Origin of the sequence: Halorubrum sp. FL23 (genome assembly GCF_052439115.2) — an archaeon.
In the GTDB taxonomy this organism is placed as follows: domain Archaea; phylum Halobacteriota; class Halobacteria; order Halobacteriales; family Haloferacaceae; genus Halorubrum; species Halorubrum persicum.
On sequence record NZ_JBQVRO020000005.1, the window covers coordinates 145,594 to 157,954 of the forward strand.

At 73.3% G+C, this 12,361-nt stretch carries 14 protein-coding genes; 9 read left to right on the forward strand and 5 right to left on the reverse strand.

Annotated features, from left to right (window positions below; genetic code table 11):
* Positions 1 to 48: 48 nt before the first annotated feature.
* Both ACT4MF_RS08075 and ACT4MF_RS08080 read right to left on the reverse strand, forming a co-directional pair.
* The gene (locus ACT4MF_RS08075; protein ID WP_444682287.1) at positions 49 to 987 is read right to left on the reverse strand and encodes a glycosyltransferase family 2 protein; all 939 of its coding nucleotides are present in this window, start codon (positions 985 to 987) and stop codon (positions 49 to 51) included.
* A gap of 106 nt (positions 988 to 1,093) precedes the next feature.
* On the reverse strand, positions 1,094 to 2,731 hold the full coding sequence (locus ACT4MF_RS08080) for an HTTM domain-containing protein (RefSeq protein WP_444682286.1): 1,638 nt from the start codon (positions 2,729 to 2,731) through the stop codon (positions 1,094 to 1,096).
* Positions 2,732 to 2,847: 116 nt separating this feature from the next.
* Here ACT4MF_RS08080 and ACT4MF_RS08085 point away from each other — a divergent pair, with 116 nt between their 5' ends.
* Complete coding sequence (locus ACT4MF_RS08085; RefSeq protein WP_099254450.1) at positions 2,848 to 3,780, forward strand: isoaspartyl peptidase/L-asparaginase; 933 nt, start codon at positions 2,848 to 2,850, stop codon at positions 3,778 to 3,780.
* A 120-nt stretch (positions 3,781 to 3,900) separates the two neighbouring features.
* Here ACT4MF_RS08085 and ACT4MF_RS08090 read toward each other — a convergent pair whose 3' ends face one another.
* Complete coding sequence (locus ACT4MF_RS08090; RefSeq protein ID WP_444682285.1) at positions 3,901 to 4,551, reverse strand: potassium channel family protein; 651 nt, start codon at positions 4,549 to 4,551, stop codon at positions 3,901 to 3,903.
* A 3-nt stretch (positions 4,552 to 4,554) separates the two neighbouring features.
* Positions 4,555 to 6,018, reverse strand: coding sequence for an APC family permease (locus tag ACT4MF_RS08095; RefSeq protein WP_444682366.1), 1,464 nt, complete (start codon positions 6,016 to 6,018; stop codon positions 4,555 to 4,557).
* Positions 6,019 to 6,154: 136 nt separating this feature from the next.
* Between ACT4MF_RS08095 and cofD the strand changes: the two genes are divergently transcribed.
* From cofD to ACT4MF_RS08135, 8 genes are all read left to right on the forward strand, one after another.
* The gene (gene cofD / locus ACT4MF_RS08100; protein ID WP_444682284.1) at positions 6,155 to 7,189 is read left to right on the forward strand and encodes a 2-phospho-L-lactate transferase; all 1,035 of its coding nucleotides are present in this window, start codon (positions 6,155 to 6,157) and stop codon (positions 7,187 to 7,189) included.
* On the forward strand, positions 7,186 to 8,016 hold the full coding sequence (locus ACT4MF_RS08105) for a tRNA-dihydrouridine synthase (protein WP_444682283.1): 831 nt from the start codon (positions 7,186 to 7,188) through the stop codon (positions 8,014 to 8,016). Before cofD ends, ACT4MF_RS08105 begins: the two co-directional genes overlap by 4 nt.
* Positions 8,013 to 8,981 (forward strand): triphosphoribosyl-dephospho-CoA synthase, encoded by a 969-nt coding sequence (locus tag ACT4MF_RS08110; protein ID WP_444682282.1) that lies wholly within the window; start codon positions 8,013 to 8,015, stop codon positions 8,979 to 8,981. The genes ACT4MF_RS08105 and ACT4MF_RS08110 overlap by 4 nt, the downstream gene beginning before the upstream one ends.
* A complete protein-coding gene (locus tag ACT4MF_RS08115) occupies positions 8,978 to 9,625 on the forward strand; it encodes a DUF447 domain-containing protein (RefSeq protein WP_444682281.1) in 648 nt (215 codons plus the stop codon). The genes ACT4MF_RS08110 and ACT4MF_RS08115 overlap by 4 nt, the downstream gene beginning before the upstream one ends.
* 123 nt (positions 9,626 to 9,748) lie before the next feature.
* Complete coding sequence (locus tag ACT4MF_RS08120; RefSeq protein ID WP_008007028.1) at positions 9,749 to 9,943, forward strand: 30S ribosomal protein S17e; 195 nt, start codon at positions 9,749 to 9,751, stop codon at positions 9,941 to 9,943.
* 133 nt (positions 9,944 to 10,076) lie between these two features.
* Positions 10,077 to 11,312 (forward strand): tripartite tricarboxylate transporter permease, encoded by a 1,236-nt coding sequence (locus tag ACT4MF_RS08125; protein ID WP_444682280.1) that lies wholly within the window; start codon positions 10,077 to 10,079, stop codon positions 11,310 to 11,312.
* Between the two features lie 83 nt (positions 11,313 to 11,395).
* Positions 11,396 to 11,575, forward strand: coding sequence for an HVO_2753 family zinc finger protein (locus tag ACT4MF_RS08130; protein ID WP_004047107.1), 180 nt, complete (start codon positions 11,396 to 11,398; stop codon positions 11,573 to 11,575).
* A gap of 2 nt (positions 11,576 to 11,577) precedes the next feature.
* Positions 11,578 to 11,844, forward strand: a complete 267-nt coding sequence (locus ACT4MF_RS08135) for an elongation factor 1-beta (protein ID WP_008007020.1) — start codon at positions 11,578 to 11,580, stop codon at positions 11,842 to 11,844.
* Positions 11,845 to 11,943: 99 nt separating this feature from the next.
* On the opposite strand, the gene ACT4MF_RS08140 is transcribed toward ACT4MF_RS08135, so the two are convergent.
* Positions 11,944 to 12,324: a thioredoxin family protein gene (locus ACT4MF_RS08140; RefSeq protein ID WP_099254442.1), complete on the reverse strand. Its 381-nt coding sequence runs from the start codon at positions 12,322 to 12,324 to the stop codon at positions 11,944 to 11,946.
* Positions 12,325 to 12,361: the final 37 nt, after the last annotated feature.

A 12,361-nucleotide genomic window follows, 5' to 3' on the forward strand; every position in this document is an offset into this window, starting at 1 on the left:
TTTGCCGCTGGCCGCCAGATCCCGCGGAATCGGCGGCTGTTGCCGGCGCTACTCGGGGAGCACTTCCACGTCGAACGGCGATCGCCACCGGTACCGCCGCCCGCCCCAGACGAACGTTCGACGCGCGATCGCGTACCCGAGGAAAACCGGCGAGACGAGCACCGACGGTCCGGTGAGCAGGAACGTCGCGCGGCGGATCCCGAACCGTGCGTACACCGCGGCCGACACCGCGGTGACGAGCGTCACGCCGATCACCGGCGCGAACAGACACAGCGCGGCGAACGCGGTCGCGAACGCGACGTCGAACGCGGCCGCGCGGGGAGCGTGGAACCGCATGATGCGGAAGAACCGAACGAACCGCTCCAGCGAGCCGCGAAGCGACCCGCCGCACGGCACGGTCCGCGTCCGGTCCGCGGCCGTTACGTCGACGTGCTCGGAGAGGGTCCCGTCGTCGCTGACGGTCCGGCGGAGGTCCGCGAGGAACGCGTCTTCGCCGTCTCGGAGGTCGTCGCGCTCGAAGATGACCGCGCCGCCCCAGGCGATCCCGCCGGCGAACACCGCGGCGGTCCCGCCGATCGCGTACGCGGGCTCGAACAGGCGAGCGAGGGGGTCCTCCCCGACGAAGACCGGTATCTCGGTCGTCGGTCCCTGTCGCTCGTAGTCGGCGTTGAGCGTCGCGAGCCAGTCGTCCGGGTGCGCGAAGTCGTCGTCGGTCCAGAGGAGTCGGTCGCGGTCGGCCGCCTCCATTCCCGCGGCGATGGCGTTCGCCTTGCCGGAGCACCCCTCGGGCTCGCCGGCGAGGAGGATCCGGACGCCGTCCGGCGTCGTTCCTCGGCGGTCGGCGACGGGGTCGGCGTCGGTGTCGCAGATCACGAGCAGTTCGTCGCGGTCGCCGAGCTGCGCGGCCACCTCCTCGCAGGCGTCGGTCCAGCGCACGGTGGGGAGGAGGACGGAGGTCGGCGCGTGGTCCTGATCCGTGCTCGTCACGCCGACCGCTTCGCGCGGGGGACGTATAAGTGGTAACTGCTCGACCCGTCGCCTGCGCGCCGAGAACCCCGTACCGCGTTCCCACCGAGAACCGCGCGCCTCGATCTCACCGGCACTCGCGCGAGCCGAGCTCGACGACCCGCGTGTCGCCGCTCCCGACGGCGACCTCGACCGACGAGACCGTCACCGACTCCGCCTCCGCGCCGGAGAGTCCCGCGGCGCGGTCACAGAGGCGTGCGAGCGTCGCGTCGACGCGGTCGGCGTCGGCGGCCGACAGCAGCGAGAAGTGCTTCCGCCAGCGAGCGGTGGGGTATCCCCGCGCGTCCGACGGGGAGCGGTCGGTCGCCACGGGGTCGCCGTACAGCGCGTCGATCCGGTCGCCGTCGGCGGTCGTCGCCGTCGCGAGCACGAGGTCGTCGGTCGACGGCGGCTCCGGCGCGAACATGTCCCAGTCGCTCTCGGTCGGGTCAGACACTGCCGCGACGGAGTCGGGCGCGCCGACGACCCCGAGCCCCATGACGGTCCACGCCAACAGCGAGACGAGGAGGAGCGCCGCGACGGCGTCGGCGACGCGACCGCGGGTCGCCCGTCCGGGGCCGAGGCCGGAAATCCGACCTGTGGCGACCGATCCACCGCCCAGCGAGCTGAGGACCCGCTCGGCCGCCGACCGGGAGGGCCGGATCGCCGGGGCGACCAGCGACTCGATCCGGTCCCAGACGAACGGCGGCAGGAAGGGGAGCAGCGCGGTCGCCGACACGGCGGCGAAGACGCCGATCTGCAGCGTGAGGGCCATCGAGAGGTGGGCAGTGATCAGGGTTCCGGCGAGGGCGGCCCGGATGCGACCGGCGGCCGCGACGAGCAGCGGTGACGCGACGAGCAGCGCGAGCCAGCCGTACGTGGCGGCCGCGAGCAGCGCCGGGCTCTCGGGCACCGCCCCCCCGAGCGGGCCGTGGAGGTACGTGAGTCGGAAGACGGTCTCGACCGCCTCGCCCGCGGGCCACGCCTCGCCCCGGAGCTTCACGACCGCGTTCGAGACGTAGACCGCGAGGACGACGGCGAACAGGAGCGCCGATCGGGGACCGGCGAATCGGCCGTCCGGGGTCGGTGAGCGAGTCCCCGGAGCGTCCCCCCGTCGCCGAACCGCGTCCACCGACCACCGCGCGCCGAGCGGGCACAGCAGTCCGGCCCCGAGCAGCTGCCAGAGCAGCGTGTCGCCGGCGTTGAGCACGAACGGGTTCCGGGCCTGCAGCGACGCGAGCAGGGCCAGCGAGACCGCGGCCGCGATCCGGGTTCGGTAGCCGACCGCGAGGGCGACCGCGGCGACCGCGGCGGCGAGGAACAGCAGGCCGGCGACCCGCGCCTCGCCGGAGAGGGCGTACAGCGAGACGCGCGCGAGTGGGTACGCCTCCGCGAGCAGCGGTCGGGGAAGGACGCCGGCGTCGGTGTAGAAGGCCGTCAGGTTCCGGGCGCGCAGGGCGAGGTCGACGAGGAGGACGGCGGCGAGCGCGATCCGGAACGCCGCGAGCGCGCGCACGTCGATTCCGAGCCGGCGCCGGAGTGCGGCGCGGAGGCGGTCGGAGGGCGGGGGGTCAGCAGGCGGGGGGTCAGCAGGCGGGGGGTCGTCCGGTGACCCCGACGGCTCGGACGGGGAGCTGGTGGCGTCGCCGGCGCTCTCGGCGGTGTCGCCGACGCTCCAGGCGTCGTCATCGCCGGATCCGGCGCGGGCGTCTCGGTGGTCGGCCACGATGGTGACGACTCTCCGAGGAGGGCGAATAGGTCTTACGGGGGCGAGCGGACCGGCAGCCGGGGCGGTCCCAGCGCGTCCCGGGCGCTTATCCGGGCGCCGCGAGACGCCGGGGTATGCGAGTCATCGCTCACGGCGGCGCCGGGGGATCCCCGGACGAACCGGCTGCCAGACAGGAGACGCTCGACGAGGCGACACGCCGCGGGGCCGACGCCGAGACGCCCCTCGACGCGGTCGAGGCGGCGCTCGGCGTCCTCGAATCGGACCCGCGGTTCAACGCCGGCGTCGGCGGCGCGGTCCAGTCCGACGGCGTCGTCCGCACCGACGCGGGCGTGATGACATCGGACCGCGAGATCGGCGCGGCCTGCTCGATGCCGGGCGTCGAGCACGCGGCGAGCGTCGCCCGCGTCGTCCACGCGGAGACTCCGCACGTCTTCGTCTCCGGGGAACACGCGGTCGCCCTCGCCGACGAGTTCGGGATCGAGACCGGCACCGATCTGCTCACCGACGAGACGCGCGAGCGGTACGAGGCCGAGGACCCGCCGCGAGGCGGCCCCCGCGAGCACCTCGACTGGCTCGCGACGCGGTTCGGATCCGGCGAGGATCAGGCGGGGGGCCGCGACGACCGATCGGACGGAGACGGGGAGCGCGGCGCTCCGGACCACGACACGGTCGGCGCGGTCGCGACCGACGGCGAGACGGTCGCCGCGGCGACCTCCACGGGCGGTCGGTCGTTCGCGCTCGCGGGGCGCGTCGGCGACGTGCCGCAGGTCGGGTCGGGCTTCTTCTGTACCGAGGCGGGCGGCGCGAGCGCGACCGGGGCCGGGGAGGATATCGCGCGCGTGACGCTCTCGCGGCGCGCGGTGGAGGCCCTCGACGACGGACTCGACGCGCAGGCGGCCGCCGACCGGGCGATCGACGAGTTCGAGGCGATCACCGGGTCCGGCGCGGGCGTCATCGTTCTCGCCCCGGACGCGGCGGGCGGGGGCGCCGCGGGGAGCGCGTTCAACACCGCGGGGATGCAGACGAGCGTCGCGCTCGACGAGTGAGGCGTGACGGTCAGCAAGTGAGGCGGGACCGTCGGCGAGTGAGGCGGGACGGTCAGCAAGTGAGGCGGGACCGTCGACGAGTGAGGCGGGGGAGTCACCGAGCCGGCCCGGCGCCGACGCCTACCCCCGGAAGAGGTTCAGCACCTCGTCCACGACCGACGGCTCGACGGCGACGAGGTACGACTCGCCGGGGTGGAGCACCGTGTCTGGGCCGGCGAGGGTGTCGCCGGCGGCGTCGGAGACGATCAGGCTCCCGCGAGGCAGCGACACCTCCTCGAGCGATCGGTCGGCGACCGGGGCGTGCTCGGCGACGTGGAGTTCGAGGATGTCGAGGGTGCCGGTGACGTCCTCTAAGGTGTTCACGTCGGGTTCGATGGCGTTGACCGCCGCCCGCGCGCCGGCGCGCTCGGGGAATATCACCTCGTCGACGAAGCGGTCGAACTCCGTGCCGGGTTCGTCCTCGGTCCGGACGACGGTCTGGGTGTCCGGGGCCAGTTCTCGGGTCAGCAGGCAGACTGCGAGGTTCGTTCCGCTTTGGCTCGTCAGCGCGGCGACGACGTCCGCGCGCTCTAACCCCGCCTGCTCGAGGACGCCCGGTCGCGTAGCGTCGCCCTCGATCACCGTGGCGACGTAGTCGTCGCTGAGCGTTGCCGCCTGCTCCGGGTCCCGTTCGATGACGGTCACGTCGTGGCCCCTGTCGTCGAGGATGTGGGCGACCCGCTTCCCGACGCGGCCGCCGCCGGCGATGACGATCCGGAAGTTCCCGTCCATGGATCAGTCGACGCCGCCCTCCCCATTAGAACTGTCCGTGGATTCCGCTGGCGGCCCCCTCCGGCGGAGCCGCAGGGCATAGTACGCGAGGCCCCCAGCGAGGATCCAGCCGACGCTCAGCGCCAGCGCGAGGGGGTCGGTGCGGACCAGATACACCACGAGGACGGCGGTGAGGAGGCTGTTCAGTACGATCCCCAACACGGGCGGGATCGGATAGTACGGCATCTCGTACGGGCGCCGCATGTTCGGTCGCTCCCGGCGGAGCTTGATCACGGCCGCGTTCACGATGATGAACGAGAGGAGGAAGAAGAGACTGGACATGTTGCCCGCGCTCTCGGTCGGCAGGGCGACCGACCCGAGCATCATGACCGCGCTGACGAGGATGGCGAGGAACGGGGTGCCGTACCGGTGGTGGATGCGGCCGAGCCGCGGGAGGAGCTGTCCCTCCCGCCCCATCGAGAACGCGACCCGCGAGGAGGCGATGACGACCGCGTTCAGCGCCGTGAGCGTCGAGAAGACCGCACCGAACACGATGAGGGCGCCGCCGTTGCGGATGATCGGGAGCCCCGTGGGCATGAACGAGGTGGCGGCCCGGGCGATGCCCGCCTCGCCCGCGGCCGCGAGCCCCTCGGCGCCGAGGGTGCCGATGGCGACGACGACCACGAGCGCGTAGACGACGACCGTGGCGCCGAGGCTGTAGAAGATCGCCCGCGGGATGTTCTCGCGGGGGTTCTCGACCTCCTCGGTGACGGTGGTGATGAGGTCGTACCCCTCGAAGGCGATGAACGTCAGCCCCATCGCCGGGAGGATCGAGAAGGGCGAGTTCCCCGCGGGAAACAGCGGATCGAACTGCTGGAACGTGAAGCTGGTCTCGCCGCCGCCCCCGGCCGAGAGGAATCCGAAGGCGACGAACACCACGAGAATGGCGATCTTGACGGCGGTGAACACGGTCTCGGCGCTGCCGCTCGCGGCCGTCGAGAGCGCGTTGACGGTCACGAGGAGGGCGACGGCGGCGAGCGCGAGCCCGACGGCGGCCGGAACCGACACCGGCAGTATCGGTACCGCGATGGCGCCGACCTCTCCCGGGGCGGCGGTGAGCCCGTAGACGTGTAACAGCTCTAGGAAGTTCGGCGCGAACCCGAGCGCGTAGAGGCCGCCCGCGATCATGTAGGCGAACCAGAGCATCCACCCCATCAGAAACGAGGGGAGGTCGTCGAACGTCTCCCGGACGAAGGCGTACCCGCCGCCAGATTTCGGGATCGAGGCGGCGAGCTCGGCGTACGACAAGCCGGTGAACGCCGTTACGACGCCGTTGAACAGGAAGACGAATATCGCGGCCGGCCCGGCGATGTCGGCCGCGAGCCCCGTCAACACGAAGATTCCGGCGCCGATCATCGCCCCCATCCCAATCATTGTCGCGTCCAGCAGCCCGAGTTCGGCGGCTGGCGCGCGCTCACCGGCGCTCATCGTCGCGAACGACCGGTTCCACGGGATTAGTTGTTTGGCCATCGAGCCGAGGCGAGCCGCTCGGCGGCGGCGCGTCCGCCCGCCGGCGGCGACCGCGGAGGCGAGGATACAAACCCGCCCGCCGCGTTGCCCGCGTATGGTTACGTTTCTCGCCGGGGGCACGGGGACGCCGAAACTCCTCGACGGGGCGGCCCGCGTGTGGGACCCCGTCGAGACCGCGGTCGTCGCCAACACGGGCGACGACGTCGAGCTCGGCGGTCACCTCGTCTGCCCCGACGTCGACACCGTGCTGTTCGCTGGCGGCGGCGTCCTCGACCGCGAGACGTGGTGGGGCATCGCTGACGACACGACGGCGACCCACGAGGAGCTCCGCCGGCTCGCAGACGCCGCCGAGCTCGGATCGGGCCCCAGATACCTCGGCGACGAAGCGCAGACGGCGGGTCGAGATATCGCCCGCTGGCGGCGTTTCTCGGGCGTCGGCGAGTTCATGGAGATCGGCGACCGCGACCGCGCGGTCCACGTCACGCGCACGAGCCTGCTCGACGAGGGGCGCACGCTCACCGAGGCGGTCGGGAGCCTCGCGGACGCCTTCGACCTCGAGGTCGACCTCCTCCCGATGTCCGACGACCCGGTCGCGACGCTGATCCACACCGAGGCGGGCGAGACGATCCACTTCCAGGAGTACTGGGTCGCGCGGCGCGCCGACCCGGCAGTCGCGGACGTGGAGTTCCGAGGCGCCGCGGACGCGGAGCCGACCGCCGCCGTCGAGGAGGCCCTCGCCGACCCCGTGGTGATCGGCCCCTCGAACCCCGTGACGAGCGTCGGGCCGATGCTCGCCCTGCCGGGCGTCGAGGCGGCGCTGTCGGCGACCCCGGTCGTCGCCGTCTCGCCGTTCGTCGGGGAGGAGGTGTTCTCCGGGCCCGCCGCCGACCTGATGGCTGGCGTCGGGCGCGACCCCTCGACGGCGGGCGTCGCCGACGCGTACCCGTTCGCGGACGCGTTCGTCCTCGACGAGGACGATCCGACCGATCTCCCCGACCGTCACGTCGAGCGCACCGACACCCGCATCGACGACGCGGACGACGCCGAGCGCGTGTCCCGAGCGTGCGAGCGCGCGCTGGCGGCGGTGGGAGGCGGGGAGGCGGGACCGGACGCGGAGGTGGTGGAGTGACGGCGACCGAAGCCGACGACCCGTCCCCGTTCCTCGTCGCGGCCAGCCTCAGCGGCGCGGCCGACGCCGACTGGGCCCGGGCCGCGGCCCCGCACGTCGACGCCGCGGTTCTCGGGGGGATCGCGCTCGACCCGGCCAGCCGAGCCGCAGCGCGCGATCTCGTCGCGCGCGACCGCTCGGAGTTCCTCCCCGCGGACCCGCTCGCGTGGATCCGTCGCCAGTTCGACCGGCTCGCCGACGCCCCGCTCCGCCCCGGCGCCAACGTCCGGAGCGCGACCGTCGGTCCCGTGCGCGAGGCGGCGGCGATCTGCGCCGAGCGCGACGCGGTCTGCGAGGTGAACGCCCACTGCCGACAGCCCGAACTGCGCGCGGTCGGCTGCGGCGAGTCGCTCCTTCGAGATCCGGCCCGGCTGACCGCGTACGTGACCGCCGCCGCCGAGACCGGGGCGACGACGAGCGTGAAGGTCCGCGCCGAGGTCCCGGGCGTCGACCTCGGCGCCGTCGCGGACGCGGTCGCGGACGCGGGCGCCGACTGGCTCCACGTCGACGCCATGGACTCGGAGGCGGTAATCGAGGAGCTGACCGCCGATCGGACGGCCGGCGCGGCGAGTCGCCCCCGCCACGACCTCACCGTGATCGCCAACAACGGCGTCCGAGGCCGGGAGACCGTCGCGGAGTACGCCGCGTACGGCGCGGACGCCGTGAGCGTCGGGCGACCGAGCGAACGCCCCCCGGCGCTCTCTCGGGTCGCCGACGCGGTGGCGGCGTGGGGGGAGGGAGAGCTGCTCGATGGCCCCCCGACGACCCCGGCGGAGGCGCCGCCGTGACATCGACGCCCGTCGACGACGCGACGCTCGCGCTTCTGCTGGAGGTGGCCGGGACGCCGAAGCCCGGGAACGTCGACCGACGTCGGGACCTCGACGACCTCCGGTTCGAGGCGTTTCTCGGCGGGGCGGTCGGGGCCCGACGGGGGCTCGAGCTGGCCGCGGCCGAGGAGGCCGAGATCGGTCGCGCCTTCGAGCGCGGCGTCGCGGGGATGGCGGCGCGGGCCGGAACGAACACCCAGTTCGGCTGTCTCCTCCTGCTCGTTCCGCTGGTGCGGGCGACCGTCGCGGAGGGCGAGGCCGGCGGGGCCCTCTCGCCCGCCGGCGTCGATCGGGTGACCCGAGCGGCGACCGTCGACGACGCGGTCTCGTTCTACCGCGCGTTCGAGCACGTCGACGTGGCGGTGGCCGACCCGCCGACCGACGCCGCCGCCCTCGACGTGCGGCGCGGGAGCGACGCGGCCCCCGCGCTCAGAGAGCGGGACGCGACCCTCCGGGACGTGATGGCCCTCTCCGCGGATCCGGCCGGTTCCGGTGGCTCGGACGACACCGAGCGGGTCCCCGACCGCAACGCGCAGGAGTGGGTCGAGGGGTTCCCGCGGACGTTCCGCGCGGCCGAGTGGATCCGGGACGACGAGGGACCGCTGACCGACCGCGCGGCGAGAGCGTTTCTCGGCCTGCTCGCGGGCGAGCCGGACACCCTGGTCGCGGCGAACCACGGCCCGGAGACGGCCCGCGAGGTCAGCGATCGGGTGGCCGCGCTGCTCGGCCGGGATGGCGCGGATTCCGACGGGGGCGCCGCTGGCAGCGGCGTCGACGCCGCGGCGGTCCACGGCGCCGACCTCGAGGCCGCGGAGGAGCTGGCGGCCGCGTTCGCCGACGAGGGGGTCAACCCCGGGACGACCGCGGACATCACCTGCGCGTCGCTGTACGTCGCGCTCCGGCGCGGCGCGGAGGTGGCGCCGTGAGCGGGAGCGACACCGACCACACCGACGCCGTCACACCGCACGGCTGGCCGGTCGCCCTCCGCGGCGTCACCGAGTCGGTCGTGACGACGCTCGGACCGAACGACCGGTGGAACGTCGCGGCGCTCGGGCTCCACGCTCCCGACGGCCCCGACGACCCCGTCACCGCGCGGACGTACGGTCGCACCCGAACGTGGCGGAACTTCGCGGAGCGCGGCGGCGGAGTCGTGCAGTTCACGGCGGATCCGCGGACCTTCGTCGACGCCGCGCTGACGGTCCGCGAGGCCGACGACCCGGTCCTCCCGACCGCCGACGCGTGGGTCGAGGTGACCGCCGAGGAGGTCGGGAGCGAGGTCGAGGGCGACACGGCGATCCGGACGTGGGCGCTCGATCCGGTGGAAAGCGCGGTCGTGAGCGAGCGCGTGCCGACGGTGAACCGCGGGTTCGGCGCGGTCGTCGACGCGACGGTGGCCGCCTCGCGCCTCGACGTGCCCGGGTTCGACACGGCGGAGCTGCTCGACCGACTGCGGTACTTCGCCGACGTGGTCGAGCGGTGCGGCGGCCCGGCGGAGCGCGAGGCGTTCGCCAGAATCGACGAGGCGACCGGGTGGCGGGAGCAGGCGGAGGCGCGGGCCGGTGAGGAGTAACCGACGGCGAGACGCAACCGGCGATGAGGGGAACCGATCGAGGCGTCGATGGGCACGAGCGCGCCTGCGGCCCGCTCGCGGCGTAACGAACCCTTTTAGTTCGGGCCGGCGGTATCGCTCGGTATGGCCATCAAACCCAAGTACATCAAGCAGCTCGGGAACGTCCTGCTCGAACGGTATCCCGACTCGTTCAACACGGACTTCGAGACGAACAAGGAGAGCGTCACCGCGCTGACGACCGTCGAGTCGAAGGGCGTCCGCAACCGGATCGCCGGCTACGTCACCCAGAAGAAGGCGCAGGCGGCCCAGAAGGCGTAACGGATTCGAGTTCTCGCCGGGTCGTTCCGCCACCGCTGAGCCGCGGCGTCGCACGTAATCGCCGCGGCGGCGGCGGTCGAGCGTCTCTCGCGTCCTCCACGTTTATCCCGGAAGCCGAGGCCACCTCGGCGCGATGGACGCACTGGTCCGGCCCGTCGTCGATCCGGGGTTCGCGGCGGCGGCGCTGGCGTTCCTGTGCGGGGGCGTCGCCCTCGGAACCGCGAGCGGGCTCGTCCCGGGACTGCACGCCAACAACTTCGCCCTGTTTCTGGCCGGGATCGCCCCCTCGGTGTCGGCCGACCCGCTGCTCGTCGGCGTCGCGATGCTCGGCGCGGGCGTGGTCCACTCCTTCCTCGACATCGTGCCCGCGCTCGCGCTCGGCGTCCCCGACGCGGCCACGGCGGTCGCCGCGCTGCCGGGCCATCGGCTCGTGGTGGCCGGCCGCGGTCGGGAGGCGGTTCGGCTGTCCGCCGTCGGGTCGGGGCTGGCGGTCGCGCTCGCGGTCCCGCTGGCGCTCCCGATCACGTGGGGCATGATGCGCGGCTACCCCGTCGTCAGGGACCACCTCCCGCTGATTCTGGGCGTCGTCGTCGCCTTCCTCGTGTTCACGGAGTCCTCGAAGCGGGCCGCGCTCGGGGGGCTCGTCGCCTTCCTCGCGAGCGCCGCGCTCGGGCTCGCAACGCTCGACGCCGACCCGTCGGCGCCCCTCGACGCCGGCGGGGTCCTCGCGCCGCTTTTCGCCGGCCTGTTCGGCGCACCCGTGCTCGTCGACGCGATGGGCGGCGGGGGCGTCCCGCCGCAGGCCGACGCCCGGATCGCGATGAGCCGCCGCGGGCTCGGGGTCAGCGCCGGCGGCGGGTCCCTCGCGGGCGCGGTCGTCGGCTACGTGCCGGGCGTCTCCGCGGCCATCGCGGCGGTCGCGGCGCTGCCGGCGGTCCCGCGGGACGAGTCGGACCGCGGGTTCGTCGTCGCGACGAGCGGCGCGAACACGGCGAACACGATCTTCGCGCTGTTCGCGCTCGTCGCGCTCGGGACGCCGCGGACGGGCGTGACGGTCGCGATCGACCGCGCCGAAGTCCCCTTCGCGCTCCCGATCCTGCTCGTCGCGGCCGCGACCGCCGCGGCGTGCGGCTTCGCGCTCGTGCTGCTGGTCGGCGACACCTACCTCCGCGTCGTCGGGAACGCCGACTACACGCGGCTCTCAGTCGGCGTACTGGGGTTGCTCGCAGTGATATCGTACGCGTTCGCGGGCGCTTTCGGCGTCGGCGTGTTCGCCCTCGCCGGGACGCTGGGGCTCGTCCCGCCGCGAGTCGGCGCGCGGCGAGTACACCTGATGGGAGTGTTGATCGGGCCGCTCATGCTCGGATGAACCACGGTATCGCGTCGCAATCGGCCGTACGGGACCGAGGGCAAAGAACAACGGTTAAAAGTCGCGCGGTGGTGGATCACTGTATGAGCGAGAGTGAAACGCAGGGCACCCGGCAGTGTGTCTCCTGTGGCATTCAGGTGGCCGGGATGAACGCTGCGCGGTTCTCCTGCCCCGACTGCGGCGAGACGATCCACCGGTGCGCCAAGTGCCGGAAGCAGAGCAACCTCTACGAGTGTCCCGACTGCGGCTTCCGAGGGCCCTAACAATGGGAGACGTCGCCGCCAAGATCAAGGTCATGCCGAACAGCCCCGACGTGGACCTCGACGACCTGCAGGACCGGCTGGAGGAGTCGCTCCCGCAGGGCGCCAAGATCCGCGGCTTCCAGCGCGACGACGTCGCGTTCGGGCTCGTCGCCCTCCTGCCGACCGTCATCGTCCCCGACGGCGCGGGCGGCACCGAGGCCGTCGAAGAGGCGTTCAACGAGGTCGACGGCGTCGAGTCCGTCGCCGTCGAGAACGTCGGCCGCCTGTAGACGACGCCGATCTCGTCGACGGCGCGAACACACCTTTTCGAAGCGACCGTCCGTGACCGGAGAGCGTCGGCCGTGCGGCCGGCTCAACGGGATGCGGCGTTACGCGACGCGATCCGCGATCCACGCCGTGAGATCGTCTCCCGGGATGAACCCGTCCGCGCGGCGCGCGACCGGCTCGCCGTCGACGAACAGCACGAACAGCGGGACGCTCCGCACGTCGAACCGCTCGACGAGCGGCGGGTCGTCGCGGGGGTTCACCGTGGCGACGGCGACGTCGAGCTCGCGGGCGACGTTTCCGAGGACGGGCTCCATGCTCGCACAGATGCCGCAGCCGTCCGTGTAGAACTCGACCACGGCGGCGTCCGCGTCGGCGACGAAGGCGTCGAGCGCGTCCTCGTCGTCGAGGGGGGTCGGCCGTCGGGGCTCGGCGGAGGCGTCCTCCGCAGACCCCGAGTCCGCCGATCCAGTCTTGGATTCCATACACACTATTGTTGTCGGACGGGCTTAAAGGCTCGCG

Excerpts from the sequence above, each read along its gene's own strand:
- ACT4MF_RS08095 (WP_444682366.1), bottom strand. The coding sequence starts at position 6,018 with ATGAGCGCCGGTGAGCGCGCGCCAGCCGCCGAACTCGGGCTGCTGGAC.
- ACT4MF_RS08125 (WP_444682280.1), top strand. The coding sequence starts at position 10,077 with ATGGACGCACTGGTCCGGCCCGTCGTCGATCCGGGGTTCGCGGCGGCG.
- ACT4MF_RS08130 (WP_004047107.1), top strand. The coding sequence starts at position 11,396 with ATGAGCGAGAGTGAAACGCAGGGCACCCGGCAGTGTGTCTCCTGTGGC.
- ACT4MF_RS08090 (WP_444682285.1), bottom strand. The coding sequence starts at position 4,551 with ATGGACGGGAACTTCCGGATCGTCATCGCCGGCGGCGGCCGCGTCGGG.
- ACT4MF_RS08135 (WP_008007020.1), top strand. The coding sequence starts at position 11,578 with ATGGGAGACGTCGCCGCCAAGATCAAGGTCATGCCGAACAGCCCCGAC.
- ACT4MF_RS08140 (WP_099254442.1), bottom strand. The coding sequence starts at position 12,324 with ATGGAATCCAAGACTGGATCGGCGGACTCGGGGTCTGCGGAGGACGCC.
- ACT4MF_RS08120 (WP_008007028.1), top strand. The coding sequence starts at position 9,749 with ATGGCCATCAAACCCAAGTACATCAAGCAGCTCGGGAACGTCCTGCTC.
- ACT4MF_RS08085 (WP_099254450.1), top strand. The coding sequence starts at position 2,848 with ATGCGAGTCATCGCTCACGGCGGCGCCGGGGGATCCCCGGACGAACCG.
- cofD (WP_444682284.1), top strand. The coding sequence starts at position 6,155 with ATGGTTACGTTTCTCGCCGGGGGCACGGGGACGCCGAAACTCCTCGAC.